The organism is Pseudomonas salomonii (assembly GCF_900107155.1).
GTDB lineage: Bacteria > Pseudomonadota > Gammaproteobacteria > Pseudomonadales > Pseudomonadaceae > Aquipseudomonas > Aquipseudomonas salomonii.
Genome location: NZ_FNOX01000004.1, coordinates 16,224 through 42,321, shown reverse-complemented (window position 1 = coordinate 42,321; position 26,098 = coordinate 16,224). Strand labels below are relative to the sequence as shown.

The following is a 26,098-nucleotide window of genomic DNA, read 5'->3' as shown; positions in this document are numbered from 1 at the left end:
TCGCGAGCAAGCCCGCTCCCACATTTTGATTTGCTGTGGCTTTAAGATCTGGCCAAAGTCAGTAACCTTTCACGCCACGCTGCCTTGGCCGGCAACGCCAGAAAAAACGGGTTTAACAACGAAGCCCGCGCCGGATAGCTGAACGGCGCACCACTCAACTCCAGCACCTCACCACCCGCCCCTTCCAGCACACCCTGGGCTGCGGCCGTGTCCCACTGTGACGTCGGCGCCAGGCGCGGGTAGCAATCGGCGCTGCCTTCGGCCAGCAGGCAGAATTTCAGCGAGCTGCCGATATTCGCCAGCTTCAGCTCACCCAGGCCTTCGCTCAAGCCACTGAGCAGGCGTTCCTGCTCCGGGCTGCTATGGCGGCGGCTGGCGACCACGGTAAAGGCCTCGCCCGCAGCCGGGGTCTGGCGTACCTGGATCTGCTTGGGTGCTTCACTTACATCCGAGCGCCACGCGCCCAGGCCCGCGCCACCGAAGTAGCAGCGGCCACTGGTGGGCATCGACACCACGCCAAATACCACGCGGCCTTGCTCGATCAACGCAATGTTGACGGTAAATTCTTCGCTGCCGGAAATAAATTCCTTGGTGCCGTCCAGCGGGTCCACCAACCACCAGCGCTGCCAGCCGGCGCGCACGTTCTGGTCGATATCGGCATCTTCCTCGGACAGCACCGGGATGCTCGGGTCCAGGGCGGTAAGGCCCGCCAGGATCAGGTGGTGAGCCGCCAGGTCGGCCGCCGTCACCGGCGAATCATCCGCCTTGGAGGTGACCGCCACGTCCGCACGCCAATACGGCAGGATGACTTCACCCGCCTGGCGCGCCAGCTCGATCACAGGGGCAATAAACGGATGGCCTAAAAACAGTTCGCTCATGCGACAAAAGCTCCACGCTGGGTCAACAGGTCTCGTACCAAATACAGGGCCGCCAATGCACGGCCTTCACTGAACTGCTCGTTTTGCGCCAGCATCGACAGCTCGCGCAGGTTGACGCGCTCCACGCGCATCGGTTCAGGTTCATCGCCTTCCAGGCGTTCTTCATACAGCTCGGTGGCCAGTACCACCTGAATTTTCTGGCTCATATAACCAGGCGACAAGGACAGCTCGGTGATGTGCTCCAACTGGCGCGCGCCATAACCGGCCTCCTCCTTGAGCTCGCGGTTGGCCGCCGCCAGTACGTCCTCGCCAGGTTCGATCAAGCCCTTGGGCAACGACAATTCATATTCGTCGGTGCCGCCGCAGTACTCTTCCACCAGCAACGCGTGGTCGGCATCGATCATCGCCACGATCATCACCGCGCCGTAACCGGCACCGCGGCCTACCAGGCGCTCGTAGGTCCGTTCAACGCCATTGGAAAAGCGCAATTGCACTTCCTCCACGCGGAACAAACGGCTACTGGCGACTATTTCGCGGGCGAGGACGGTGGGTTTCTGGCGCATAAGCGGCTCCTTGGCGTGATCGGGTTACTATACCGTGGCTTTTCCGATTGTCTGTGTCGGATATCTTTACTTACATGAGAACGCCCCATGCCCTCTTTGCCCTGGCACGCCATCGACACCGTCCTGCTGGACATGGACGGCACCTTGCTCGACCTGCACTTCGACAACCACTTCTGGATGGAGCACCTGCCCCAGCGCTACGCGCAATTGCACGGCGTGAGCCGGGCCATGGCCGACATGGAGTTGCAACCGCTGTTCGAGCGTAACGCCGGACAGTTGCAATGGTATTGCCTGGATTTCTGGAGTGCCGAGCTGAACATCCCGGTGCGCGAACTCAAACTGGAAACCGCGCACCTGATCGCCCTGCGCCCGGACGCGGACACCTTTCTGGCGGCGATCAAACAGGCCGGCAAGCGTGTGATTTTGATCACCAACGCCCATCGTGATTCGCTGTCATTGAAGTTGGAGCGCATTGAACTGGCGCCGTATTTCGAACGATTGATCAGTTCCCACGACTACGGTTTCGCCAAGGAAAACCCGCAATTCTGGGACGCCTTGCAAGCCGACATCCAGTTCGACCCGGCCCGCAGCCTGTTTATCGATGACACCTTGCCGATCCTGCGCAGTGCACGCGAGTTTGGCGTGGGGCATTTGCTGGCGGTCAAAGAGCCGGACAGCAAGAAGGGGCCAAAGGACACAGGGGAGTTCGCGGCAGTCGATGATTACAGAGATCTCATCGCCGGGCTCTAATGTAAATGTGGGAGCTGGCCTTGCCCGCGATGCAGGCACCTCGGTGTATCAGTGATACCGAGGTGATGCTATCGCAGGCAAGCCAGCTCCCATATAAAGCTGCTCCCACAGTTAGGTCTGTGTGTTACTCAGGAATACGCAGTACTTGCCCTGGGTAAATTTTGTCCGGATGCGACAACAACGGCTTGTTGGCCTCAAAGATTTTTTGATATTTGTTGGCGTCGCCATATACGCGCTTGGAAATAGCGCTGAGCGTGTCACCTTTTTCAACGGTGACAAAACGGGCAGCTGTCACGGCTGGGCCAGTCACGGTGATCTGGTCATCCACACTGGCAACGCCAGCGATATTACCCGCCGCCAGAAGGATTTTTTCTTTCTCTTCCTGACTGGCAACTTCACCGGTGATCGTCACTTTGTCACCGTCGACGGTGGCGTGAACGTTCGGGTTACCCAGCCCTACGGCTTCGATATGCTTTTTCAACTCTTCGCCAGCATTGGCGTTACCCGGCGTCAACAGATCAATCAACTTCTCGCCTGCTTCCTTAACAAAGCTAAAAATACTCATGGTGCGCTCTCCTTGGGGTTTAAGTTCCAGATGCCCAAGACTAGACCAGTCCTGCAGACTTGGGTTCCAGGCCCGCCAAAGACCCAAACACGCTAGCCTGCGCGCTGCCTGGAATAAGCCCGCTACAGACGCCTCGATCGACGCCATCTATCAATAGATCAGTACAGCCGATTAGACGCGACCCTTTGTCGCGCCTAGTCTAAAGATTGATCATTCCCTCGGTGGTATTGCCCCATGAACGCCAAGCGCCCAGTCTGCGCGGCGCCTGCCCTCGAAACGCCCGCGCCAGCCGCCAGCCAGAGCTACCAGTTTTGCAATCTCGAACACACGGAAATCGCCAGCACTGCATTGGCCGAAGAAGTGGCGTTGGCGATTGCCTATAACGACATCAGCCAGGCGGTGATGCTGGTGACGCCCACCGACCTGGAAGACTTCATCGTCGGCTTCAGCATCGGCAGCGGCATTATCGCCGACGTTAGCGACATTTATGATCTAAAACTCAGCGGTGCTGGCTCTGCCCAGTACGCTCAGGTGCAGATTTCCAGCCGGGCCTTCTGGAACCTCAAGCAGCAACGCCGCCAGTTGGCCGGCACCAGCGGTTGCGGCCTGTGCGGGGTAGAAGCCGTGGAGCAAGCCTTGCCAGACCTGCAAGTGCTGCCCGGTGCGCCGTTGCCGCCTGCCGCATGGCTCGACGGCCTGCGCCAACGCATCAGCGCCTTTCAACCTTTGGGCCAGCACAGCGGCGCGGTGCATGCGGCGATCTTTATGAATAACCAGGGCGAGTTGCTGATGGGTCGCGAAGACATCGGCCGGCATAACGCCCTGGATAAATTGATCGGCGCGCTGATCCGCCAAAAAATTCCGACCGACGGTGGCCTGGCCATTGTCACCAGCCGTTGCAGCCTCGAATTGATTCAAAAAGTGCTGCGCGCAGGCATCCAGACCCTGGTCAGCCTGTCGTCGCCCACCGGCCTGGCCCTGCAATGGGCGCGCCGGCACAACCTCAATCTCATCCACCTGCCGCAGAAAAGTGCGCCGCGGGTTTACAGCCCTGCGATGGAGAACCAGCCATGAGCATGCATCACCAAGCCGACCAAACCCCGACCCCGCGCTACAAGCCGTACAAAGGCCCGGCCGGCGGCTGGGGCGCACTGATCAGCGTGGCGCAGGCCTGGCTGACCAGCGACAACGCCATGAAAAACCTGCGCATGATGCTCAAGACCAACCAGAACGGCGGTTTCGACTGCCCTGGCTGCGCCTGGGGCGATTCGCCAGAAAGCGGCATGGTCAAGTTCTGCGAGAACGGCGCCAAGGCGGTCAACTGGGAAGCCACCAAGCGCCGCGTGGACGCCGCCTTCTTCGCCAAGCACAGCGTGACGGCGCTGCTGGAACAGAGTGACTACTGGCTGGAATACCAGGGCCGCCTGACCGAGCCGATGCGTTATGACGCCGAGACCGATCGCTATAAAGCCATCAGCTGGGAAGCCGCCTTTGACTTGATCGGCAAGCACCTCAACGCCCTGCCAAGCCCGGACATGGCCGAGTTCTACACCTCGGGCCGGGCCAGCAACGAAGCGGCGTACCTGTACCAGCTGTTTGTGCGCGCCTATGGCACCAACAATTTCCCGGACTGCTCGAACATGTGCCACGAAGCCAGCGGCGTCGCCCTGGCGCAAAGCGTGGGCGTCGGCAAAGGCACCGTGACCTTTGATGATTTCGAACATGCCGATGCGATTTTCGTCTGGGGCCAGAACCCCGGCACCAACCATCCGCGCATGCTTGAACCGCTGCGCGAAGCAGTAAAACGTGGCGCCCAGGTGGTGTGCATCAACCCGCTCAAAGAGCGTGGCCTGGAACGCTTCCAGCACCCGCAACACCCGCTGGAAATGCTTACCAACGGTGACAAACCCACCAACACCGCGTACTTCCGCCCGGCGCTGGGTGGCGACATGGCCATCCTGCGCGGCATGGCCAAGTTCCTGCTGCTGTGGGAGCGCCAGGCCCAGGCCGAAGGCAAGGAAGCGGTGTTCGACCACGATTTCCTCAATGAACACAGCGTCAATGTGCTGGAGTACCTGGGCCAGATCGACGACACCTCGTGGGATGAAATCGTCGCGCAGTCCGGCCTCAGCCTGGTCGAGATCGAGCAAGCGGCGCGCATGTACGCCAAAGGCAAAAACGTGATCATGTGCTGGGCGATGGGCATCACCCAGCATCGCCATTCGGTGCCGACCATCCAGGAAATCGCCAACCTGATGCTGCTGCGCGGCAACATCGGCCGCCCAGGCGCCGGCCTGTGCCCGGTGCGCGGCCACAGTAACGTGCAAGGCGACCGCACCATGGGCATCAACGAACGCCCGCCGGTGGCGTTTTTGGATGCGCTGGAGCGCCGCTTCCAGTTCCAGGTGCCGCGTACCAACGGCCACAACGTGGTCGAAGCGATCCACGCCATGCTCGAAGGCCGTTCCAAGGTGTTTATCGGCCTGGGCGGCAACTTCGCCCAAGCCACGCCAGACAGCCCGCGCACCTTTGAAGCGCTGCGTAACTGCGACCTGACCGTGCAGATCAGCACCAAGCTCAACCGCAGCCACCTGATGCACGGCAAAGACGCGCTGATCCTGCCTTGCCTGGGCCGTACCGATATCGATATCCAGGCCGACGGCCCGCAAGCCGTGACAGTAGAAGACTCGTTCAGCATGGTGCACGGCTCCAACGGCCAACTGCAGCCGCTGTCGAAGCTGATGAAGTCCGAGCCAGCGATTCTGGCCGGGATTGCCGCCGCCACGCTGGGCAGCAAGCCGGTGGACTGGAACTGGCTGGTGGCTGACTACGGGCGCATCCGCGACCTGATTGCCGACACCATCCCAGGCTTCAAGGATTTCAACGAGCGTATCAAGCACCCAGGCGGTTTCTACCTGGGCAACTCCGCCGGCGCACGCCGCTGGAACACGCCGTCGGGCCGCGCCAATTTCCGCCCGAACGTGCTGCCCAAAGACCTGATCCACGAACGCACCCACGCCACAGGCCGGGTGCCGGACCTGATCATGCAGTCGATGCGCTCCCACGATCAGTACAACACCACTATTTATGGCCTAGACGACCGCTACCGTGGGGTCAAGGGCCAGCGTGACGTGCTGTTCGTCAACGAAGCCGACATTATCCGCCTGGGCTTCAAGCCGGGGCAGAAGGCTGACATCGTGTCGCTGTGGGAAGACGGCCGCGAGCGCCGCGTGAAGGGCTTCACCTTGCTGGCGTTTGATATTCCGGCGGGCCAGGCGGCGGCTTACTACCCGGAAGTGAACCCGCTGGTGCCGCTGGAAAGCACCGGGGATGGCAGCCATACGCCGACCTCGAAGTTCGTGGCGATTTGCCTGGAAGCGGCGAGCGACAGTGGTTTGATCATGGCCCGCTCAGCCTAAGTCGATCGTTCCCACGCTCTGCGTGGGAACGCCGCCCTGGACGCTCCGCGTCCCCTTTCAACAGGCACAAAAAAAGCCGCTTTTGCATAAAAGCGGCCCTTCCGAAGTAGCTAAAGACTCACAAAACAGACTTAAGTTCCCTATAAAAAACAGCAACTTAGCAAATTGTATACAACCTGTACCGCCGGTCGGTTTTCGATTGTCAGCGTCTCGATACAACCTCAGGATCGCGCCGTCATCCTCTTGAGGTCTCTCTATGAAGTTCTCCTCGATTCTCTTGTTGTCCCTTGGCCTGGTCAGTGGCGCAGCCATGGCCGGTGGCACCACCGAAGCCGGTGTGGGCGGCGCATTGGGCGGGGTTCTAGGTTCGGTTGTCGGCCAGCAGTTGGGCGGCAACACCGGTTCCACCATCGGCGCAGCCTTGGGTGGCGCAGGCGGTAGCGCGGTGGGTGCCGACAAGCGCAGCCGTGGCGAAGCCGCTATTGGCGGCGCATTGGGCGCAGCCGGCGGCAACGTCGTAGGCCGCAGTGTCGGCGGCAGCACCGGCGCACTGGTCGGCTCAGCAGCCGGCGGTGGCGCAGGCGGTGCGCTGGGCAACTACATGGGCAACAGAAGCGATGACGACGACCGCCGCTACCGCGGGCGCGACAACCGTCGTTATGACCGTGATGACCACCGTGGACGCGGGCATGCCTATGGGCATCGCAAGAACAAACACCACTACCGCCATCGGTAAGGCCTAAAGAACACTGAAAAACCCATGTGGGAGCGGGCTTGCTCGCGAAGGCGGACTGTCAGTCAACTAATTTGCTGGCTGACACACCGCTTTCGCGAGCAAGCCCGCTCCCACATTAGGTTCAGGGTGCCTGCCAAGGCCAGGTCATACCACCAACCGCTCCAACGCCTCGCGCAACTTCCCCGCAATCGCCACCGGCTGGTTCGACGCCCTGTCGACAAACACATGCACAAAGCGCCCCGCCGCACAGGCTTCATTCTCGCCGGCCTTGAACACCGCCAACTCATATTGCACCGAGCTGTTACCCAGTTTGCCCACTCGCAGGCCGATATCCAGCCGATCCGGAAACGCGATCGAAGCGAAATAATCGCACGCCGAACTCACCACAAACCCCACCACTTCACCGTCATGAATATCCAGCCCACCTTCTTCAATCAGGTAGGTATTCACCGCCGTGTCGAAAAAGCTGTAGTAGGTGACGTTGTTCACATGGCCATACACGTCATTGTCGTGCCAACGCGTGATGATCGGCTGGAAATGACGGTAGTCAGCGCGTTGCGGCATTGAGTCAGGCATGGGCGGCTCTCTGGAAAGTGGGTTTACAGGTCATTCAGATGGGCTTGCGCCCACTCACGCACCTCGGTGTAAGGGTAATCCTCCAGCGCAGCAAAACCCGGTATGCCCCGCGCCTTCATCTTGGTAAACAACGGTACGCTGATACCACCGAGAAACCGCGTCAGCCGTTCCGCTTCTGGCAAGTGCGTGGTGTGTTCATGATGCCTGTGGATAAAATCACCGCACAGCCCCATGAAGTTTTTATCCACAAGTGGCGGCAGACTCGGTGGCGGCGGTAAATGTGCGACGTGGCCGTGGCATACCGAACAATGCCCGCAGCGTTGAGGGGCATTTTCATCACCAAAGTATTTGGCCAGACGCTGCCCCAGGCACTGCTCGGTCGCAAAAAGATCGAGCATGGCGTGGATCCGCGCCACTTCCGTCACTTCATGGTGCTTGAAGCCTGTGTATAACTCGGCGCTCAGCGCCTGTGGATCAAAGTCGGTATCGAGCAGGCTGTAGACCTCGGTCATCTGCTTGCTTTCCAGCTCGATCAGGCCCTGTTCCTGGAAGTAATCCAGCGCCTTCACCACGCGGCTGCGCTCGGCATTGTGCTGTTGGTACAGCGCATCGAAATCCACCGTCGCCCAGGTTTTGGCGCGTTTACATACCTGGATGATCGCCGCGACAAACTGCTGCCGCTCACCGGAAAAACGCGCCAGCAGCGCCGCGGGTTCGATCAGGTACTTAAAGCGGTATTCGGCGTAAAACGCGTAGCGCGGTGCGATCACGCCTCTGAGTTCCAACTGCACCAGCAGCGTCTTGAGCGGCAGCTCGCGGATGTTGCTGTGGTCCGACAGCGACCTCAACAGGAACTCCCACTGGCCCTCGCTTCGCGCTGCTTGCAACTCCTCGAGTACACGGCGAATGCCCTGCTGCTCCGGCGTGTCGCCATACACGAAGTTTTCCAGCACATTGAGGCTGTCACGGTTGGCCAGCACCAGGCAGTCGGACGGCTGCCCGTCACGCCCGGCGCGGCCGATTTCCTGGCTGTAGTTCTCGATGGATTTGGGCAGGTCGAAGTGCACCACGTTGCGGATGTCACTCTTGTCGATGCCCATGCCGAACGCGATGGTGGCAACGATGCAGTTGGAGCGCCCGCCCATAAAGCGCTGCTGGATGCCTTCACGTTTATCGTGGGGCAACCCGGCGTGGTACGCCTCGGCCTGGATGCCATTGCGATTCAGGTGCTCGGCAATCTGCTCAGCAGTTTTTTGCAACGTGACGTAAACGATGCTTGGCTGATTGGCCCGCGCGCTCATCCACTCGACCAGGCGCCGACGCTTGTCGTGACCACTCACCGGCTCTACCAGCAAGTTCAGGTTGGGCCGGTAGAAGCCCGTGGTGATCACGTCATCCGGCGCAATGGCGAACTTGGCCTGCATGTCGGCAATCACCTTGGGCGTGGCTGTAGCCGTCAGCAGCAGCGCTTGTGGGATATTGAACTGGCGCTGGTAGTCCGGCAGCTTCAAATAGTCCGGACGGAAGTTGTGGCCCCATTCGGAAATACAGTGCGCCTCATCCACCACCAACAAGGAAATCTGCACGCTTTGCAGGAAGTTACGGAAGCGCTCGTTCTTCAAGCGCTCCACGGAAATCATCAAAATCTTCAACTCCCCCGAACGCGCACGGGCCATCACCTCATTGGCGTCTTCACGGCTCTGCGCCGAATCGATACTGCCGGCAGAAATGCCATGGCGCTGCAGGAAACCCAACTGGTCCTGCATCAGCGCCAACAGCGGCGACACCACCAGCGTCAGGTGCGGCAACAGCACCGCCGACAGCTGATAACACAGGGACTTGCCCGACCCGGTAGGAAAAATCGCGGCCGCCGAACGACCGGCCAGCACTGCGCTGACCGCTTCTTCCTGGCCCAAACGAAACTGTGGATAACCAAAGACCTGCTGGAGGGTGTTGTGCATAAGCTGTCACTCCGTTGACCGCTGAACGAGTCAAAAACATAGACCAGCGATCGGTAAACGGTCGGGGATAAACGCTACAAACTGATACAGAGAAAACCAGCAAGCCCGCGCAAAAATGCAGACAGTAGCACGCTTGATTACAAGCCCCGACAAGGAGTCGTGAATGTCTCGCATGCCATCGTTTTCTTTGCTTCTCGCATTGCCCTTGCTGGTGATGGGCTGTGCAGCGCCGCCAAAACCCACTTCCGAGCAATTGGCCGTGCGTGCCTTTGAAACGCCCGAATACTTCGCCGCTAACGCCCTGCCTATCGTCAAGGCCTCCACCCTCTATGCGCGTGGCGGCACTGGCCAAGGCGTGAAAGTGGCGCTGATAGACTCAGGCCTCAACAGTGAATTACCTGAGTTCCAAGGGCGCTTGGCCGATATCGGTTACGATTTCGTGCGCCAACAGCCAGGCACCGTCGACATCAAAGGCCACGGCACACAAATGGCCGGTATTCTCGCCGCCAACAAGAACGCTCAAGGCATGCACGGGATCGCCTTCAACGCCCAGTTAATCCCCATGCGCTTCGGCGACGATAAGGAGCCGTTTTATTTCGACAGCGAAATTGCCCAGGGCTGGCGCCTGGCACATGCCCAAGGCGCACGCTTTTTCAGTAATTCCTGGGCAAACCCCATTGAAGCCAACACCAATGAAGTGCCGATCTATGAACGCCTGATGGGCGACTCACTGGAGGCGGCCAAACACCTGGTGGCTGAAGGCGCGGTCTTTGTGTTCTCCACCGGCAACGAGGTCAAACGCGAGCCTCTTGCCGAACCCGGCCTGCCTGCACTGGTGCCAGAGCTGGAAAAAGGCTGGATCGCCGTCATGGCCCTCAAGAACGACGGCAGCGCGATCAACCTCAAGTCCAACTACTGCGGACTTGCCGCGCGCTGGTGCATTGCCGTGCCGGGCGGCGATGGCGGGGCGGGCCTGCTGACTACACAGAAAGATGGCAGCTATGGGCCGACCGCAGGCACTTCCCCGGCCGCTGCACTGGTCAGCGGTGCCTTGGCGGCATTGCAGAGCCGCTTTCCCGAAATGACCCCGCAGCAGGTTCGCGAACGCTTGCTCAGCACCGCCAATCGGACGGGGATCTATGCCAACAGCGAAGCCTACGGACGCGGATTGATGGACCTGGATGCGGCTTCGCGCCTGTAGGCTTGGCGATTACCGGCCCACCTGATCGTTCCTCACGCTCTGCGTGGGAATGCCGCCTGGGACGCTCAGCGTCCCGCCATCCGCGCCCGGTTTTACCCTTCGGCAGTGGTGACGCAGAGCGTCACGGAAGGCATTCCCACGCAGGAGCGTGGGAACGATCTAAGTGGTTAAACCATATGTTTATTGCTCGAAATTACGCTGACTTCTAAGGTTCGCTCCGTCGCTATCAATACGGCGACCGAGCTTGGTCACTCGAACAACAGCAGAGATAAACGTGCCAATTTTTTTGGCGTATTTCTTTGATTTGTCGGAGTGCCCTTTTATGACAACGCTCAATGTCCCTGCCAATCGCTATCGTCAGCTACGCACCAACTTCACCAACACCCACCCTCTCGTCATCGACACCGAAGCCGCCGCCGAAGATATCCAGTGCGCCGCACACCAGCGCATCCGCGCTGCCACTGACTTGCTGGAAACCTTCACCTGCCTGACCTACGAACACGCCGACCTCAAAGACATTTCCCACATCATCAATGCCCTATATCTGCTGGTGCAGGATGGCTGTGATCTGCTGGAAGCAACGCAGCACGTTCAACTGCAACCGGCAGTCGACACGCAGCCACAACCAAGCCAACCCCTGAGCTAAACCTGTGGGAGCGGGCTTGCCCGCGATGGCGGTGTGTCAGGCAATATTTCCCTGCCTGACACACCGCCATCGCGGGCAAGCCCGGCTCCCACATTGGCTGGGTGTTGCCAAAAAAATCACTGTCAAACCGCAAATGCCGGAAAGCTTTGTGGGAAGCAGACAAACCCCGTGTAGTCCTCTTCCCAAACTGCTTAAAACAGCTATCTCACCCTCTACATAACCTCCCTTCATATGACCGAAACTGGTGACCTCTCAACTGTCCCGGCAAAAACCCGTGAATATCGAAAGGACTCAATACATCGGCCATTACGGCGTCACCTTCACGGTGATTCGCCTTACCGTTTTGCCCACCCACAAGCAGGCTTTGACAAACCTCTGCTTGCTGGAAGCTGGTACTTCGGCAAACGAAGTGCGCTATCGACTGGTGGATCTCTACGAAAAGATGTTCGCCCGAGATTTGCCTTGCAAGATGACAGTCGCGATCTCCAAGCCACTGACCCGACAACAAGCTGAACTGCTTAACGAACGCGGGACCATCGTCACCTTGCTGCTGGCTGGGGCCTTCAGCGCTCCCCTTCATCCGCTTTCGAAACCTGTAGCACGCGTTGTCGGCGTCACAGTGGGTCTATTCACCAAAAACATCATTCGCAGTTATCACGCAGGTGATGTGATCGTCGGAAGTGAAGCTCAGGTAGACGGAGGAATAGGTCCTCAGCGCTCAATGTCTGCAATGGTCATTCAATTTCAGGGAGGAGGGAGACGTTGATGGAATACGTCCAATGGATCATTTTTATCGTGGTGAGCGTTGTCCTGGACAACAAAATGAGGTCCAAAAACCTTAGAAAATATGTCGGTTTATTACTGTTCGCTGTGGGCCTGATCTGCGCAATATGGCTCCCTTACTGGGCACAGGAAGTCCGACTCCCAAGCCTGCCTATAGGTGCGTTGCTATTAGGCTCGGGCCTATATCTGGATCGGCACCGTTATAGCCGAATCAGGTCCTCTCACCCATTGCTCATCGCCCCCACACTTAACCTGGCAGCCGACTTTCCCGACGACCCCGTCATGCGTCACCTCCTGCAGCTCGTGAATGAAGACGTGGGCCTGCCCAAACATCAAGCTCTCAGCCTCAGCACTTCAATAAATCATGATCTCGGATGCAGCAGCTCTGAGGCTAGAAAATTGATGGCCGCACTGAAGCAAGATTTCGGCATGACGTTCGGAGACTACAGGAGCAATCGCTATTTCAAGCGTCGAGGCTTTGACATGTATTTGAGACATGTGGACAGAGGCAGCAAAGGCAAAATCCCGCTCACCATCGACATGCTCTACCAGGCCGTCAAAGCCAAACGCTGGAACACACGGGCACTCGAAGCAAAGAGATTTCAAGAGTCATGAATATCGTCCTGCAAATAGCCTGTTTCTTTGGTTTTTACGTTTTACTGCATTACCAGATCACTGACTCTATTCTGAGAAAACGCCTTGCAACCACGTGCCTCGTAACCGGCCTGGCATTGACGTTCTTATTACCCTACATGGCAGTAATCCTTAGAATGCCCTTGCTCCCTATCTTCGTATTCTTGATAGGCTTGGCACTCTTCATAACCCGCAACAAGTACCGCCGCCAACGCAACCCTCCCCCTCACCCACTCCTGCGTGCGCCCACCATGAACCTGGCCCCCAACTTCCCCGAAGACCCCGTGATGCAGCAGCTTCTGCAACTGCTGCACGAAGAAATCGGCCTGCCGAAGCACAAGACCCTTCGCCTCGAAACCTCGATCAACCTTGAGCTGGGCTGCGACGGCGCCGAGGCCAAGCAATTGATGGACGCGATGGAGCAAGAGTTTGCCCTCGACCTGGGCGACTACGATGCTTATCGTTACTTCAAACCGCCGGTGTTCGATGTGTTCCTCAAGCGCCGCGCCAAAGGGCGTGGCGACAAGGTGCCGCTGACCATCGGCATGCTCTACCTGGCGATCAAGACCCATAGCTGGGACACGCAAACCCTGGAAAACCTGAGCTGATCCCAAGACCACCGAGGATCAAATGTGGGAGCGGGCTTGCTCGCGAAAGCGGTGTGTCAGGTAGAGCATTTCTCACTGATCTACCGCATTCGCGAGCAAGCCCGCTCCCACAGGGGTTATGCGTTAATCTGGCGATTTGAGCCAACAACAAGGACCTTACATGGACGTAATAATGGGCCTGCTGGCCGCTCTGCTCTGGGGCGGTACGGATTTTCTCGTGGGCCTCAACGCCCGAGCCGTCGGCGTTAAACGCGCGGTGTATTTCGGCCAAGCCCTTGGCTTTTTGATCATGACGCTGTTGCTGGTGATCTTCCCGGCTTTCCTGTTCAAATCCCTGAATGCCCCGTTGAGCGTCTGGCTCCTGGGCATCACCGCCGCCCTGCTCACCGTCTCCGGCGCGCTGGCGCTGTCCAAGGCCTTCGCACTGGGCAAAGCCGCCATCGTCGCGCCATTGGTGACCTCTTACGGCGTAGTCACCGCCCTGCTGTCCTGGGCCAGCGGCGAACACATCAACTTGATCCAACTCGGTTGCATCGGCCTCTGCGTAATCGGCGTAATCCTTTCCAGCATCCACAAGGACAACGGCACGCCCCACAACAACCCGCGCCAGTCCATCGCCTACGCCATGCTCGCCGCCTTGCTGTACGGCACCAGTTTCTGGTTGCAAGGCCGCTACACGCTGCCGGCGTTGGGGCCGATCACCATGCTGTGGCTGGGTTACCTGGTGGGCCTGTGCGTGCTGGTGGTGATGGTGCTGAAGATCCAGGACGGCCTGAAGATTCCGCCACTGAAAAACTGCGCAACACTGACGGGCGCGAGCTTGATGAACCTGGGGGGCTTCTCGGCATTTTCGTGGGGCGCGATGGCCGGCTCGGTTTCGGTGGTGACGGTGATCAGTACGTTGTCGGGGGGGATTGCGGCGATTTTGGGGTTTGTGTTTTTCAGGGAGCGGTTGTCGGCGGTGCAGGTGCTGGGCGTAGTGTTAGTGCTGCTTGGAGCGATGTTTCTACATTTCCTAGCATGATTAAGGAGTACAGCCAACTGAAATGCGACCAAAGTCGCAGCCTAACGACTGCGCAAGCGCTAGCATATTGACACCATTCCGACTTAGTCTGGGCATATGAACTCAAGGATAGGATTTACCACTTAAGGGGATTCCAAGGATGAAAAGATGGTCCTTACAACATGGAAGCTTTACGAAGCTGATAACGGGAGTGCGCTCCAAACGTCACCCCCCAAAAAACTCGGCCGATCAAATATTTGAAAGAGAAAATAAAAACTTTCAGCTATCAAAGCCATATAAAAATAAAGCGAACACAAAAAACTCCTCCCTCATTAATAATTTTCAACAATCTCTTTTCTGCAGTTTTTTAACAGTATGCCTACTAGCAACGCACCACGTTAGCCCCGCACTTAATCTAACTCAAAATACGGAATACTAAAATGAGCGCAATTGCACAGATTGTTGACTGGATTAACGAACCGGCAAGGCCGATATGGTGGAAACATGCAATTCGCTTACTGATTGAAAAGCAAAAGCTGGATGCAGAAGATCATAAACTCCTTTACCAAATTTCGCGAAAAGAGGCAGGATTTCCTGAAAAGATAGATAACTACGAGGCATACTTAACCCCAATCTCATCAGCCGGATACAAGCTAGAAGAGCACGCCGTTACATTGAAATCCTTAGGGCCAATCTATAACATTTCAGCCTTAGCAAACGATCAAGTATTGGAATTCTCAAGAACAGGACTGACTGTAGTTTACGGCGACAACGGCTCTGGTAAGTCCAGCCTATCGAAAATACTAAAAAATGCGTGTTTAACCAGAGGAGAAAAACCCGTAGTTATAGGGAACGCTTTTTTTGCACAGCCAACTAAACTATCCGCTAGCATATCTTATCAAATTGGCGAGGCAGCCCCATCACATGTCGAGTGGGAATATAAATCAGATGAAATTACTGAACTGAAATCAATACGCGTATTTGACGCAAAATCAGCATTTCATTACTTAGAAAAAGAGGGAGAGCTGGACTATAGACCCGCAGGCCTACACCTCTTGGACGAGCTAGTACTTTCAAATGAAAAAATAAGAAAAATAGCTGATGACAAAATAAAATTAATCAACCAACCACTGACTTTGCCCACACTTGAAGGAGCCACAAGCAGCAGTAAATTCCTCAAAAGCCTTTCGCACAAAACCACGTCCACACAATTGGACTCCGCCTGCATTTCAGGTCAAGAAACACTAGACCTCGAATCACTTAAAGCCGAAATATTTTTAATAAAGTCAAAATCAGCAGAGGAATTAAGAAAAACAATAAATTTAAAAATTAAATCTATTACTCCTTTCGCTGACGCAATAAAAAAAACTCAAGACATCACTTCAAATGAATTCCTCAAGGACTATATTAAGCTTTGCGATGATAAAGTCACGACGCATGACGCGGCAGAATTAGCTCGAGCGTATGCGTTTTCCGATCTTCCAATTGAAAATGTCGGTTCTCCAGTATGGAAATCTTTATGGACGGCCGCAGAGAGTTTCTTCCTTACAACGGGACAAAAAACTACATTCCCACCACAGCCTGATACAAACTGCCCTCTCTGCTTACAAAAAATATCTGATAACGCAGGTACAAGACTAGCCAGATTTGAAGCCTATGCTAAAGACCAAACGCAGACGAATTCAAATAAAGCCAGCAAAGCCTTAGCCGATAAGATCCTAGTCGTTAAATCCATTGAATTAGATCTCCGACCATACGAGTCAATAATTCTACAAATAAATGAAAAAATACTTAACTTCAAAACCAGAATGGATATTCTAGGAAAATCTTTTTCTGAAATAAAATCAAATATACTAAATGGGAATATTGAAGATCTCACCAAATGTATTTCAGAGTTCGACTCATCCACATACAATGAACTTATAGCTTACTCCGAACTACTACAGTCCGACTTACTAAAAATAACCGATGATGACGCGCTAGAAAACCTGCTCCTAACCAAGCAAAACTTACACCTCGAACTTAATGCAAAAAAATCCATACTTGAAAACAAAACAAACATCGAGTCAGAGATACAAAGACTAAAACAACTTCAGGCCTATTCAACAATAAAGTCTCAAACCAACCCAAGAAGCATTACATTACTTAGTGGCATCATCAGTGATACCTACTTAACTGCTTCCTTAAAAGATCACTTCACTAACGAGCTAAAAGAACTTGGCTTTAAAAATTATACCGTAGCCGCAAATACTAGAAGCAGTAACGGCTCCCAACTATTCAAAATATCTTTAGCTGAATCCAATTCCATCGGCGTGCATCAGATAGCAAGTGAGGGAGAACAGAAATGTTTAGCTCTCGCAAGTATCCTTGCGGAGTTAAAAGCTGACAACCGTAGATCTGGCGTTATCTTTGACGACCCAGTTAACTCGCTAGATCATAAATGGCGCTTAAAAATTGCTCGCCGATTGATAAAAGAGTCAATTGACAGGCAAGTTATAATTTTCACACACGAAATCGTATTCCTAAAATTATTACTTGAAGAGTCCGAAACCGTTAATAACTCCAGCATTCAAATCGCAAGTCTGGATCGTAGCTTAAAAAACTCAGGGATCGTAAAAAACTCTCTTCCTTGGGATGCTCTGCCCACCTCAAAAAGGATTACTCAACTAGAGGAGCTTCTTCGAGAGCTTAGGAAAACAGAGCAACTAAGTGAAGCCAACTATAACAATCAGGCGGGCTCATTTTACGGCTATTTAAGGGAGGCATGGGAAAGGCTTGTTGAAGAAAAACTACTCAACAAGGTCGTAGAACGCTTTGGCCGAGCAATTCAGACCAATCGTCTAAAACGCTTAAAAGATATTAGCGACGAAGATATTGAACTCGTTGAGTCGGCGATGAGTAAATGCAGTGCTTTATTCAAAGGCCATGATACCGCGCCGGGTCTTTATGAAAGCATGCCGGACTCTGATGAAATCGAGAACGATATAAAGAAAATTAAGGATTTCGACAAAGAGCTTTCCAGTAAACGAAAACGTAGCTAAAAAAAAGCCGCCTGCAAGAGGCGGCTTTTTCACAACAACCGAACCTTACAACTTAGGCCCGGCCGCCTTGATCGCATCGCTCACTTCAAACTTCTTGAAGTTCTCGATGAACAGACCCGCCAGCGCTTTCGCCGCTTCGTCGTAGGCAGCCTTGTCAGCCCAGGTGTTACGTGGGTTCAACAGGCCGGTATCAACGCCCGGTACGGCCAAAGGCACGTCGAGGTTAATGGTGTCGAGGTGTTCGGTTTCTGCACCGATCAACGCGCCGCTCTGGATCGCTGCGATCACGCCGCGAGTGGTCGGGATGTTGAAGCGCTTGCCGACGCCGTAGCCGCCGCCGGTCCAGCCGGTGTTGACCAGGTAGACCTTGGAGCCGAAGCCGCGCACGCGCTTGATCAGCAGCTCGGCGTATTCACCGGCCGGGCGTGGGAAGAACGGCGCGCCGAAGCAGGTGGAGAAGGTCGACTTGATGCCGCTGCCCGAACCCATTTCAGTCGAGCCCACCAGAGCGGTGTAGCCGGACAGGAAGTGGTAGGCCGCTTGTTCTTCGCTGAGGATCGACACGGGCGGCAGTACGCCGGTCAGGTCGCAGGTCAGGAAGATCACAGCGTTTGGCTCGCCGCCCAGGTTCTTCTCGGAACGCTTGGCAACGTGCTCCAGCGGGTAAGCGGCGCGGCTGTTCTGGGTCAGGCTGACGTTGGTGTAGTCAGCGTGCTTGGCCTCGTCGATCACCACGTTTTCGAGCACGGTGCCGTGCTTGATGGCTTTCCAGATTACCGGCTCGTTCTTCTCGGAAAGGTCGATGCACTTGGCATAGCAACCGCCTTCGATGTTGAACACCACGCCTTCGCCCCAGCCGTGTTCGTCGTCACCGATCAGGTAACGGCTTTCGTCGGCCGACAGGGTGGTTTTACCGGTGCCCGACAGACCGAAGAACAGGGTCACATCGCCTGCTTCGCCGATGTTGGCGGCGCAGTGCATTGGCAGCACGTCGGCGGCCGGCAGCAGGAAGTTTTGCACCGAGAACATGGCTTTTTTCATTTCACCGGCGTAACGCATACCAGCGATCAGCACTTTCTTCTGGGCGAAGTTGAGGATCACGCAACCGTCGGAGTTGGTGCCGTCACGCTCTGGCACGCATTCGAAGTTGGCGACGTTCAGCACTTGCCACTCATCACGGCCGGCCGGGTTGTACTGGGCAGGGTTGATGAACAGGCAACGACCGAACAGGTTCTGCCAGGCAGTCTGGGTGGTCATTTTCACGGCCAGGTAGTGGTCTTCTGCAGCCCCTACGTGAACATGGGAAACGAAATGCTCTTGCGCGTTGTTGAATGCCTCGACGCGAGCCCACAGAGCATCGAACTTGTCGGCCGGGAACTTGCGGTTGATCGGACCCCAGGCAATTGCGTCCTGGGTGGAAGGCTCTTCAACGATGAAACGGTCAACCGGCGAACGACCGGTGCGGTGACCGGTTTCTACGACCAGCGCGCCAGTATCGGCAAGCACGCCTTCACCGCGCTGCAGGGCTTCTTTGACCAGATCGTCAACACTCAGATCGGTGTATACGGCGTTATTGGCTTGCGTCATGAGGTTCCCCGTCGGCCTATGGCCGAGTGCTCCAAACGTTTTGTAGTAGAAAGTTGCGCACTACTACCGCGAAAAAAGTGGGCCGGATTATGCCAGAAAAGCCCAAAAAGAGTAGGGCCCTCCCGTCAGAACTGCGCTAATCCGGCGTTTGTCAGGTGATTTACCTGTGCTTAAACGTTTTAGTGGCGGGTATCGGAAGGGGTGTCGATGCCTGCACCGGCGAATAATTGGGTGACATCGGCCGCATCGAACAGGTAGCGCTGGTTGCAGAACTGGCAGTCGATCTCGATATTGCCGCCATGTTCCACCACCAATTGCTGCGCATCTTCCAGGCCCAGGCTGACCAAGGCGTTGGCGGAGCGCTCACGCGAGCAACTGCAACGGAAGCGCAGGCCCTGGGCGTCGAACAGGCGCACGGCCTCTTCGTGGTAGAGGCGATGCAGAATGGTTTCGTTGTCCAGGCCCAGCAGTTCTTCAGCCGTCAGGGTACCGGCCAGGGCGGTCAGTTTGCGCCAGCTGTCGGTGCGCTCATCGTCGTCCTTGATGCGGTCGGCCGGCAGTTGCTGCAGCAGCAGGCCACGGGCGCGCTTGCCGTCAGCGTTGAGCCAGAATTTGGTGCCGACCTGCTGGGACATCACGAAATAGTTGGTGAAGCAGTCCGAGAGGGTTTCGCCGTCAAGGTCGACGATGCCCTGGTAACGCTGGCCTTCGGTGGGGTCGACGGTGATCGCCAGCACGCCGTTGGCCATCAGGTCAGACAAGGTTGCATCCGGCGCGATCTGGTCGGCCTCGTAACGGGCCAGGCCACGGATTTCGCGCTCGCTGGAGCACTCGATCATCAACATCGGCACCGGGCCTTCGGAACGGGCCTGCAAAATCAGCAAACCGTCGAACTTCATGGTGCCTACCAGCAGCGAGGCCGCCGCCATCAGCTCACCGAGCAGTTGCGCGACCGGCTCCGGATAGGGGTGCTTGGCGAGGACTTCGGCATAGCTGCGCTCCAGCGAGACCAGTTCGCCGCGGGCGTCGTTCTCATCGAAGATAAAGCGTTGGGTGAAGTCGGTATCCGGTAGATCAGTCATAGGTCTGGGTATCTGAATTGATGACAAATTGGTTACAAGGTTTATAGAATTAAACGCTTTGGCACCTTTTTGGTGCGTTTTTATAGAGCGAAGAGGGACAGTTTATGAACAATCCGGGTTTGTTCCAAGCCAGGTGGAACCTCGGGAGGTTGGCCTTGTGCAATCTAGTCGCTATCGGGCTGCTGTGTTTTTGGCTGTGGCCCACGGGACAGATGCTGTGTGTGGTTTTCGACGAATGGCTGTTTCATCTGCTCAATGACCCACTGGCAAGTCATTCGACGTGGTTGCATGTGTGGGCAGTGGCCAGTTTGCGACCGTTCGATGCCGTGGTCGGGGTGATTTTGCTGATGCTGCTGATTCGCGGTGACTGGGTGTTCAAGGCCATCCAGGTGCGCCAGGCGTTCTTTGGTTTCCTCAGCATTCTGCTGCTGTTGCTGTTTATCCGCATGCTGTTTTCCAAGCTCACGGCGCAAATGGGCTGGCAGCACAGCAGCCCGTCGATGGTGATCAGCGGCGCGATTCATATGAGTGATTATTTCCCGGGACTGGAGAAAACCTGGGAACTGAAGGACCGTTCCAGCCAGAGTTTCCCGGGCGATCATGCGTCGGTGCTGCTGATCTGGGGCATGTTCATGACGGTGTTTTCCCAGCGTTTCACCCAGGTGGTAGTGATCTGGGGCTTGGCGCTGTTGTTCATGATGCCAAGGCTGGTGGCGGGCGCGCATTGGGGCCAGGACGATTACATCGGCGGGGTGTTGCTGGCGTTGTTGGCGTTGGGTTGGGGGTATTACACGCCGTTCGCGGCGAAGGTGTCCGGGTTGCTGATGCGGGTGACGGCGCCGGTTTTCGGGTTGCTCGGGAAGCTGCCAGTCATAGGGCGCTTAAGTGTCATGCGCATAGCCGCGTAACAACGCAGGTTCAATGTGGGAGCGGGCTTGCTCGCGAAAGCGGAGTGTCAGCTGAGGAATTCATTAACTGACCTACCGCATTCGCGAGCAAGCCCGCTCCCACATTTTGATCTCCTTTTGAGCAAAGATTTTCATCATTAATCATCATTGCCACTGCCGCGAAACTTGAACAAATCGCGACGCTGCTTCTTGCTCGGCTTGCCATCGGTGGTCATGCCGGTTGCGCCGGCCTTACGCATAGCGGTCGCGTTTTCGCGCTTGGCGATACTGGCTTCGGTTTCGGCATACAACGCCTGCGCCTCAGGCGCGCCACGACGCACGACGGACAGCGCCTGCACCACCACAGTCTTTTCGTCAAACCCGGTGCGAATCTGCAACTCGTCTCCGACGCGCGGTTCCTTGCCCGGCTTGCAGCGCTCGCCGCGATGGTGCACCTTGCCGCTCTCGATGGCGGCCTTGGCCAGGGCACGGGTTTTGTAAAAACGCGCGGCCCACAGCCACTTGTCCAAACGGACCTTTTCTTCCTCTTCCTGCTTTTGAGCCACTTGAATTCCTCGCTCTGAAAAATGTCGCAACTTTACCGTTGAACCTCTTCAACGCATAAATCCCAAGCCTCACCTAAGATACGCCAGACACCCCCTGTTTTCGCGAGGATACGCTGTGACCGACTTTCCCACCTCACTCACCTCGCCCCACCAGCGTTGCGTAGGTTGCCAGCAAAGCGAAGCCTTGGGTTTCGATTTTTCCTTCGCCTACCAGCCTATCGTAGACCTTCGCGACCGGTCGATTTTTGCCCACGAAGCATTGGTGCGCGGTATTCACGGTGAAGGGGCGTTGTCGGTGCTGGAGCAGGTCAACGACAGCAACCGTTATCGCTTTGACCAACGCTGCCGTACTCAGGCGATTGCGGGGGCCGCCGCCTTGGGAATGCAAAGCTATCTTTCGATCAACTTCATGCCCAATGCCGTGTACCGGCCGGAGTTGTGCATTCGCAGCACGCTGGAGGCGGCCCGCGCGCATAATTTCCCGCTGGATCGGCTGATTTTCGAAACGCTGGAAAACGAGCATGTAGATAACTATCGCCATTTGACCAATATTCTGCGTGAATACCGCGAATTCGGCTTCAAGACCGCCATCGACGACTTCGGTGCCGGCTATTCGGGGCTGAACCTGCTGGCCGATTTCCAACCCGACTTGATCAAACTCGACATGGCGCTGATTCGCGATGTCGACCAGGATCGTGTCCGGCAGGTAATTGTCCAGGGGATTGTCACAATCTGTGAGCAGTTGGGGATTACTGTCATTGCTGAAGGTATCGAAAGTGCCGGCGAGCGTGACTTCCTGTCCAACTGCGGAATATTTCTGATGCAGGGCTACTGGTTCGCCAAGCCTGCGTTTAAAGCCTTGGCCGAGGTTTCACCCCAGGCCTGGGCGAACTGACCGGTTACCCATATTGAAGACATTTGACCATTTGACCGTTGTGGGTCTGCGCGAGTGGGTGGCCCTTCCCGACCTGGGAGTGGCCGGCCTGCGCGCGAAGATCGACACCGGTGCCAGCACCTCGAGCCTGCACGCCACCGATATCGAGCCCTTTGAGCGCGACGGTGAGAAGTGGGTGCGCTTTACCGCGCACCTGGGCAGCGTGGTGCAACTGCGTCATCGTCGCTGCGAAGCGCCGCTGGTGACGATGAAAACCATCAAGAGCTCCAACGGCCACGCGCAGGTGCGGTATGTAATCAGCACCACCCTGGCACTGGGTGACCGAGTATGGCGGGTGGAATTCACCCTGGCCTGCCGCAAGGCCATGCGTTACCGCCTGTTGCTGGGTTCCAAGGCGCTGATTGACGGCCAGTTGGTGGTCAACCCCGGCGTCAAGTACGTTCAAGACAAGCCGGTGTTCCCGGTCTCTACTATTTCTGCCCCAGGTGCTGCATGAAGATTGCTGTGCTGTCGCGAAACCCGCGTCTGTATTCCACCCGCCGCCTGGTCGAGGCCGGCACTGAACGTGGCCATGAAATGGTGGTGATCGACACGTTGCGTGCCTATATGAACATTGCCAGCCACAAGCCGCAGATCCACTACCGAGGCAAGCCGCTGGAAGGCTTTGACGCGGTGATCCCGCGAATCGGTGCTTCGGTGACGTTCTACGGCTGCGCGGTGTTGCGCCAGTTTGAAATGATGGGCGTGTTCCCGCTCAACGAATCGGTGGCCATTGCCCGCTCGCGGGACAAGCTGCGCTCCCTGCAACTGCTGTCACGCCGGGGAATCGGCCTGCCGGTGACCGGCTTTGCCCACTCCCCCGATGACATCCCCGACCTGATCGAGATGGTCAACGGTGCGCCGCTGGTGATCAAGGTACTCGAAGGCACCCAAGGTATCGGCGTGGTGCTGTGTGAGACGGCAACTGCCGCCGAGTCGGTGATCGAGGCGTTCATGGGCCTCAAGCAGAACATCATGGTGCAGGAATACATCAAGGAAGCCGGCGGTGCGGATATCCGCTGCTTCGTGGTTGGCGACAAGGTGATTGCCGCCATGAAACGCCAGGCCAAGCCAGGGGAGTTCCGCTCCAACCTGCACCGTGGCGGCAGTGCCAGCCTGATCAAGATCACCCCGGAAGAACGCATGACTGCACTGCGGGCCGCCAAAGTGATGGGCCTGGCAGTGGCGGGCGTGGATATCCTGCGCTCCAACCATGGCCCGCTGGTGATGGAGGTGAATTCATCACCGGGGCTTGAAGGGATCGAGACCACCACCGGCAAGGATGTGGCGGGGATCATCATTCAGCATCTGGAGAAGAATGGTGGGCCGAATATGACCCGGACCAAGGGCAAGGGTTGATACAACCCGGCCTTCCACCACCGAAAAAACCTGTGGGAGCTGGCTTGCCAGCTCCCACCTTTGAACTATGTCGGTTGTTAGACGGCGTCTCTAGGCAACATCAAGCCCAGCGGCAAGCGCACCCGCGCTTCCAGGCCGCCCTCTTCGCGGTTACGCAACTCAACATTGCCGCCATGCATCGAAGCAATTCGCCGCACAATCGCCAGCCCCAGCCCCGTACCTTTGCCGCCCCGCGCACGGTCGCCACGGGTGAACGGGTTGAAAATGCCTTCCAGCTCCGCCGGGTCGATGCCCGTGCCACGGTCCATCACACTCAACACCACATAGGGCGCAGTGCTGTCGCCGGACACATAGGCGGCCACTTCCACATCTGAACCGGCGTGATGCAGGGCGTTGCCGATCAGGTTGTTCAACAGGCGCTTCATCGACACCCGACGCAATGCAAACGGCTGGATCGGCTCCAGGCGCATACGCACCTGTTCACCATTCTGGTTGTAGGGCGCCACCACCTCACGCACCAGGTCCGTGAGATCGACCTCTTCCACCACCTCATCACGGCCATCGCGGATAAACGCCAGGAACTGGTCGAGAATCGCGTCCATGTCCTCGATGTCGCGCACCATGTCGTCGGTCAGGTCGTTATGGTTGCCCATCAACTCCAGAGACAGCCGCAAACGCGTCAGCGGCGTGCGCAAGTCATGGGATACGCCCGCCAGCATCAGCTCGCGTTCGCGCCCGGCCTGTTCGACATCCTCCGCCATCTGGTTGAAGGCACCGTACACCTCGGTCATCTCACTGGGCGTATCGCTGATCGGCAGGCGCACGCTGCGCCCCTGCCCCAGTTGGCGCGCGGCAAATACCAGGCGTTTAAGCGGCTGGTTAAGCTGACGCACGAAAATCCACGCGGACGCCGTCGAAAGCAAGCCGATGGCCAGGAACCAACCCAGCACGTTCCAGATCTTCTGCCCCCGCAGCGGGTGCGGGTATAACGGCACTTTCAGCCAGTCCTGCCCCAGGCTCGGCGCACGCACCCACAAGGCGGGCGACACGTGCATACGCAGCCGCACTTCGGTGTCTTCACCCAGCTCAGCCTGCATCTGCCGTTGGTAGATCTCGCTGTAGGGCCAATGCTGCTCGCCCTCCGGTACACCCGCGCCCGCCACACGAACCAGGGTGGCGGCCTTGGCGATTTTCTCGCGGTTCTCGGGGTCGGCCGCCCAATAGGCACGCAACGTCAACGCCACGCCGTGGCTGTACTGCCGGTCTACCAGCACGTCTTCGTTCATCAACAGGTAAACCAGCGTCAGTGCCTTGGAAAACAGCACGACGATCAGCACCAGCCAAAGGGTGCGAGAGAAGAAACTTTGCGGGAACCACAACGGGGTTTTCATAGGAGACAGCTAAACACCTTGCAGGAACGAGCGGCGCTCGCAGAATTGCAGACGCCGGGCATCCCGTCGACCCTCATGGAGTCAAACGCCGGGATGCCCGCGCCTGCAAGTCATCGGTCACTTGGTAGCAGTGCCATCCGGCACAAACACATAACCCACGCCCCACACCGTCTGGATGTACCGCGGCTTGGCCGGGTCCGGCTCGATCATCCGGCGCAACCGGGAGATCTGCACGTCGATGGAGCGCTCCAGGGCGTCCCATTCGCGGCCACGGGCCAGGTTCATCAGCTTGTCGCGGGTCAGCGGCTGGCGAGCGTTCATCACCAATGCCTTGAGCACGGCGAACTCGCCGGTGGTCAGCATGTGCACTTCTTCGCCACGCTTAAGCTCGCGTGTCGCCAGTGACAGCTCGTATTCACCAAAGGTGACGCTCTCGTCTTCGCTGCCTGGTGCGCCCGGTACCGGCGGTGCCTGGCGACGCAATACGGCTTTGACCCGGGCCATCAACTCGTCAGGGTTGAACGGCTTGGCCAGGTAGTCATCAGCGCCCAGTTCCAGGCCCTTGATGCGGCTCAGCTCATCGCCCTTGGCGGTCAGCATGATGATGGGGATCTGGTTGTTCGCACCGCGCAAGCGTTTGCAGGCGGTAAGGCCGTCTTCGCCGGGCAACATCAGGTCGAGTACGACCAGGTTGAACACTTCACGCCCCAACAGGCGGTCCATCTGCTCGGTGTTCGGCACCGCGCGGGCACGGTAGCCCTTGGAGTTGAAAAAACGTTCCAGCAGGCTGCTCAGCCCCGGATCGTCGTCAACGATGAGAATTTTTTCGCCTTCAGCAGTTTGTGCAGTGCTGCTCATTAGATGCTCCTCTTATCTCGGCGCGCATTATGGCGTAGCTGCCGTTATACGCACCGTGTGCATTGTTAGCA

At 57.0% G+C, this 26,098-nt stretch carries 25 protein-coding genes; 15 read left to right on the top strand and 10 right to left on the bottom strand.

What is annotated here, in order from left to right:
* Positions 1–41 precede the first annotated feature (41 nt).
* Both cysQ and nudE read right to left on the bottom strand, forming a co-directional pair.
* Positions 42–878 carry a 3'(2'),5'-bisphosphate nucleotidase CysQ gene (gene cysQ / locus BLV67_RS10175; RefSeq protein ID WP_056860705.1) on the bottom strand — a complete coding sequence of 279 codons (837 nt, stop codon included), beginning with the start codon at positions 876–878 and terminating at the stop codon, positions 42–44.
* Complete coding sequence (gene nudE, locus BLV67_RS10170) at positions 875–1,441, bottom strand: ADP compounds hydrolase NudE (protein WP_017135384.1); 567 nt, start codon at positions 1,439–1,441, stop codon at positions 875–877. Before nudE ends, cysQ begins: the two co-directional genes overlap by 4 nt.
* Positions 1,442–1,528: 87 nt before the next feature.
* Between nudE and yrfG the strand changes: the two genes are divergently transcribed.
* Positions 1,529–2,191 (top strand): GMP/IMP nucleotidase, encoded by a 663-nt coding sequence (gene yrfG, locus BLV67_RS10165; protein ID WP_069786701.1) that lies wholly within the window; start codon positions 1,529–1,531, stop codon positions 2,189–2,191.
* Positions 2,192–2,315: 124 nt separating this feature from the next.
* Here yrfG and lysM read toward each other — a convergent pair whose 3' ends face one another.
* Entirely contained in the window at positions 2,316–2,756 is a 441-nt protein-coding gene (gene lysM, locus BLV67_RS10160; RefSeq protein WP_065930833.1) for a peptidoglycan-binding protein LysM, read from the bottom strand.
* Positions 2,757–2,990: 234 nt separating this feature from the next.
* On the opposite strand from lysM, the gene fdhD reads away from it, so the two are divergent.
* From fdhD to BLV67_RS10145, 3 genes are all read left to right on the top strand, one after another.
* A complete protein-coding gene (fdhD, locus tag BLV67_RS10155) occupies positions 2,991–3,830 on the top strand; it encodes a formate dehydrogenase accessory sulfurtransferase FdhD (protein ID WP_056858200.1) in 840 nt (279 codons plus the stop codon).
* Positions 3,827–6,175: an FdhF/YdeP family oxidoreductase gene (locus tag BLV67_RS10150; RefSeq protein ID WP_069786700.1), complete on the top strand. Its 2,349-nt coding sequence runs from the start codon at positions 3,827–3,829 to the stop codon at positions 6,173–6,175. The genes fdhD and BLV67_RS10150 overlap by 4 nt, the downstream gene beginning before the upstream one ends.
* 256 nt (positions 6,176–6,431) lie before the next feature.
* The gene (locus BLV67_RS10145; protein WP_065930835.1) at positions 6,432–6,911 is read left to right on the top strand and encodes a glycine zipper domain-containing protein; all 480 of its coding nucleotides are present in this window, start codon (positions 6,432–6,434) and stop codon (positions 6,909–6,911) included.
* 144 nt (positions 6,912–7,055) lie between these two features.
* Here the strand turns inward: BLV67_RS10145 and BLV67_RS10140 are convergent, their stop codons facing one another.
* Both BLV67_RS10140 and BLV67_RS10135 read right to left on the bottom strand, forming a co-directional pair.
* On the bottom strand, positions 7,056–7,487 hold the full coding sequence (locus tag BLV67_RS10140; protein ID WP_069786699.1) for an acyl-CoA thioesterase: 432 nt from the start codon (positions 7,485–7,487) through the stop codon (positions 7,056–7,058).
* 23 nt (positions 7,488–7,510) lie between these two features.
* Entirely contained in the window at positions 7,511–9,448 is a 1,938-nt protein-coding gene (locus tag BLV67_RS10135; RefSeq protein WP_069786698.1) for a RecQ family ATP-dependent DNA helicase, read from the bottom strand.
* 163 nt (positions 9,449–9,611) lie between these two features.
* On the opposite strand from BLV67_RS10135, the gene BLV67_RS10130 reads away from it, so the two are divergent.
* The 7 genes from BLV67_RS10130 (at position 9,612) to BLV67_RS32375 (ending at position 17,363) form a co-directional block, all read left to right on the top strand.
* Complete coding sequence (locus BLV67_RS10130) at positions 9,612–10,649, top strand: S8 family peptidase (RefSeq protein WP_425272303.1); 1,038 nt, start codon at positions 9,612–9,614, stop codon at positions 10,647–10,649.
* 322 nt (positions 10,650–10,971) lie between these two features.
* Positions 10,972–11,295, top strand: coding sequence for a hypothetical protein (locus tag BLV67_RS10125; RefSeq protein WP_065930838.1), 324 nt, complete (start codon positions 10,972–10,974; stop codon positions 11,293–11,295).
* Positions 11,296–11,539: 244 nt separating this feature from the next.
* Positions 11,540–12,061: a hypothetical protein gene (locus BLV67_RS10120; RefSeq protein ID WP_244160710.1), complete on the top strand. Its 522-nt coding sequence runs from the start codon at positions 11,540–11,542 to the stop codon at positions 12,059–12,061.
* Complete coding sequence (locus tag BLV67_RS10115; protein ID WP_244160709.1) at positions 12,061–12,693, top strand: DUF1493 family protein; 633 nt, start codon at positions 12,061–12,063, stop codon at positions 12,691–12,693. The genes BLV67_RS10120 and BLV67_RS10115 overlap by 1 nt, the downstream gene beginning before the upstream one ends.
* Positions 12,694–12,962: 269 nt before the next feature.
* Positions 12,963–13,319, top strand: coding sequence for a DUF1493 family protein (locus tag BLV67_RS10110; protein WP_065930839.1), 357 nt, complete (start codon positions 12,963–12,965; stop codon positions 13,317–13,319).
* Positions 13,320–13,491: 172 nt separating this feature from the next.
* The gene (locus tag BLV67_RS10105) at positions 13,492–14,343 is read left to right on the top strand and encodes a DMT family transporter (RefSeq protein WP_069786696.1); all 852 of its coding nucleotides are present in this window, start codon (positions 13,492–13,494) and stop codon (positions 14,341–14,343) included.
* Between the two features lie 419 nt (positions 14,344–14,762).
* Positions 14,763–17,363, top strand: a complete 2,601-nt coding sequence (locus BLV67_RS32375) for an AAA family ATPase (RefSeq protein WP_074854452.1) — start codon at positions 14,763–14,765, stop codon at positions 17,361–17,363.
* 45 nt (positions 17,364–17,408) lie between these two features.
* Here the strand turns inward: BLV67_RS32375 and BLV67_RS10095 are convergent, their stop codons facing one another.
* Positions 17,409–18,950 carry a phosphoenolpyruvate carboxykinase gene (locus tag BLV67_RS10095; protein ID WP_056858192.1) on the bottom strand — a complete coding sequence of 514 codons (1,542 nt, stop codon included), beginning with the start codon at positions 18,948–18,950 and terminating at the stop codon, positions 17,409–17,411.
* 179 nt (positions 18,951–19,129) lie between these two features.
* Positions 19,130–20,032 (bottom strand): Hsp33 family molecular chaperone HslO, encoded by a 903-nt coding sequence (gene hslO, locus BLV67_RS10090; protein WP_065930842.1) that lies wholly within the window; start codon positions 20,030–20,032, stop codon positions 19,130–19,132.
* 104 nt (positions 20,033–20,136) lie between these two features.
* Here hslO and BLV67_RS10085 point away from each other — a divergent pair, with 104 nt between their 5' ends.
* Positions 20,137–20,940, top strand: coding sequence for a phosphatase PAP2 family protein (locus tag BLV67_RS10085; protein ID WP_069786694.1), 804 nt, complete (start codon positions 20,137–20,139; stop codon positions 20,938–20,940).
* Positions 20,941–21,077: 137 nt separating this feature from the next.
* Here the strand turns inward: BLV67_RS10085 and BLV67_RS10080 are convergent, their stop codons facing one another.
* The gene (locus BLV67_RS10080; protein WP_069786693.1) at positions 21,078–21,485 is read right to left on the bottom strand and encodes an RNA-binding S4 domain-containing protein; all 408 of its coding nucleotides are present in this window, start codon (positions 21,483–21,485) and stop codon (positions 21,078–21,080) included.
* Positions 21,486–21,600: 115 nt separating this feature from the next.
* Here BLV67_RS10080 and rimA point away from each other — a divergent pair, with 115 nt between their 5' ends.
* From rimA to rimK, 3 genes are read left to right on the top strand one after another with little or no spacing between them, the layout of a single operon-like run.
* Positions 21,601–22,380, top strand: a complete 780-nt coding sequence (gene rimA / locus BLV67_RS10075) for a S6 modification regulatory phosphodiesterase RimA (protein ID WP_069786692.1) — start codon at positions 21,601–21,603, stop codon at positions 22,378–22,380.
* Positions 22,381–22,393: 13 nt separating this feature from the next.
* Positions 22,394–22,876: a retropepsin-like aspartic endopeptidase RimB gene (rimB, locus tag BLV67_RS10070; RefSeq protein ID WP_005783815.1), complete on the top strand. Its 483-nt coding sequence runs from the start codon at positions 22,394–22,396 to the stop codon at positions 22,874–22,876.
* On the top strand, positions 22,873–23,778 hold the full coding sequence (gene rimK, locus BLV67_RS10065; RefSeq protein WP_003171022.1) for a 30S ribosomal protein S6--L-glutamate ligase: 906 nt from the start codon (positions 22,873–22,875) through the stop codon (positions 23,776–23,778). The genes rimB and rimK overlap by 4 nt, the downstream gene beginning before the upstream one ends.
* A gap of 77 nt (positions 23,779–23,855) precedes the next feature.
* Here rimK and BLV67_RS10060 read toward each other — a convergent pair whose 3' ends face one another.
* Both BLV67_RS10060 and ompR read right to left on the bottom strand, forming a co-directional pair.
* Complete coding sequence (locus BLV67_RS10060; protein WP_056858189.1) at positions 23,856–25,169, bottom strand: ATP-binding protein; 1,314 nt, start codon at positions 25,167–25,169, stop codon at positions 23,856–23,858.
* Between the two features lie 117 nt (positions 25,170–25,286).
* Complete coding sequence (gene ompR / locus BLV67_RS10055; protein WP_017135366.1) at positions 25,287–26,027, bottom strand: osmolarity response regulator transcription factor OmpR; 741 nt, start codon at positions 26,025–26,027, stop codon at positions 25,287–25,289.
* Between the last annotated feature and the right edge of the window lie 71 nt (positions 26,028–26,098).

Excerpts from the sequence above, each read along its gene's own strand:
- cysQ (WP_056860705.1), bottom strand. The coding sequence starts at position 878 with ATGAGCGAACTGTTTTTAGGCCATCCGTTTATTGCCCCTGTGATCGAG.
- nudE (WP_017135384.1), bottom strand. The coding sequence starts at position 1,441 with ATGCGCCAGAAACCCACCGTCCTCGCCCGCGAAATAGTCGCCAGTAGC.
- yrfG (WP_069786701.1), top strand. The coding sequence starts at position 1,529 with ATGCCCTCTTTGCCCTGGCACGCCATCGACACCGTCCTGCTGGACATG.
- lysM (WP_065930833.1), bottom strand. The coding sequence starts at position 2,756 with ATGAGTATTTTTAGCTTTGTTAAGGAAGCAGGCGAGAAGTTGATTGAT.
- fdhD (WP_056858200.1), top strand. The coding sequence starts at position 2,991 with ATGAACGCCAAGCGCCCAGTCTGCGCGGCGCCTGCCCTCGAAACGCCC.
- BLV67_RS10150 (WP_069786700.1), top strand. The coding sequence starts at position 3,827 with ATGAGCATGCATCACCAAGCCGACCAAACCCCGACCCCGCGCTACAAG.
- BLV67_RS10145 (WP_065930835.1), top strand. The coding sequence starts at position 6,432 with ATGAAGTTCTCCTCGATTCTCTTGTTGTCCCTTGGCCTGGTCAGTGGC.
- BLV67_RS10140 (WP_069786699.1), bottom strand. The coding sequence starts at position 7,487 with ATGCCTGACTCAATGCCGCAACGCGCTGACTACCGTCATTTCCAGCCG.
- BLV67_RS10135 (WP_069786698.1), bottom strand. The coding sequence starts at position 9,448 with ATGCACAACACCCTCCAGCAGGTCTTTGGTTATCCACAGTTTCGTTTG.
- BLV67_RS10130 (WP_425272303.1), top strand. The coding sequence starts at position 9,612 with ATGTCTCGCATGCCATCGTTTTCTTTGCTTCTCGCATTGCCCTTGCTG.
- BLV67_RS10125 (WP_065930838.1), top strand. The coding sequence starts at position 10,972 with ATGACAACGCTCAATGTCCCTGCCAATCGCTATCGTCAGCTACGCACC.
- BLV67_RS10115 (WP_244160709.1), top strand. The coding sequence starts at position 12,061 with ATGGAATACGTCCAATGGATCATTTTTATCGTGGTGAGCGTTGTCCTG.
- BLV67_RS10110 (WP_065930839.1), top strand. The coding sequence starts at position 12,963 with ATGAACCTGGCCCCCAACTTCCCCGAAGACCCCGTGATGCAGCAGCTT.
- BLV67_RS10105 (WP_069786696.1), top strand. The coding sequence starts at position 13,492 with ATGGGCCTGCTGGCCGCTCTGCTCTGGGGCGGTACGGATTTTCTCGTG.
- BLV67_RS32375 (WP_074854452.1), top strand. The coding sequence starts at position 14,763 with ATGAGCGCAATTGCACAGATTGTTGACTGGATTAACGAACCGGCAAGG.
- BLV67_RS10095 (WP_056858192.1), bottom strand. The coding sequence starts at position 18,950 with ATGACGCAAGCCAATAACGCCGTATACACCGATCTGAGTGTTGACGAT.
- hslO (WP_065930842.1), bottom strand. The coding sequence starts at position 20,032 with ATGACTGATCTACCGGATACCGACTTCACCCAACGCTTTATCTTCGAT.
- BLV67_RS10085 (WP_069786694.1), top strand. The coding sequence starts at position 20,137 with ATGAACAATCCGGGTTTGTTCCAAGCCAGGTGGAACCTCGGGAGGTTG.
- rimK (WP_003171022.1), top strand. The coding sequence starts at position 22,873 with ATGAAGATTGCTGTGCTGTCGCGAAACCCGCGTCTGTATTCCACCCGC.
- BLV67_RS10060 (WP_056858189.1), bottom strand. The coding sequence starts at position 25,169 with ATGAAAACCCCGTTGTGGTTCCCGCAAAGTTTCTTCTCTCGCACCCTT.
- ompR (WP_017135366.1), bottom strand. The coding sequence starts at position 26,027 with ATGAGCAGCACTGCACAAACTGCTGAAGGCGAAAAAATTCTCATCGTT.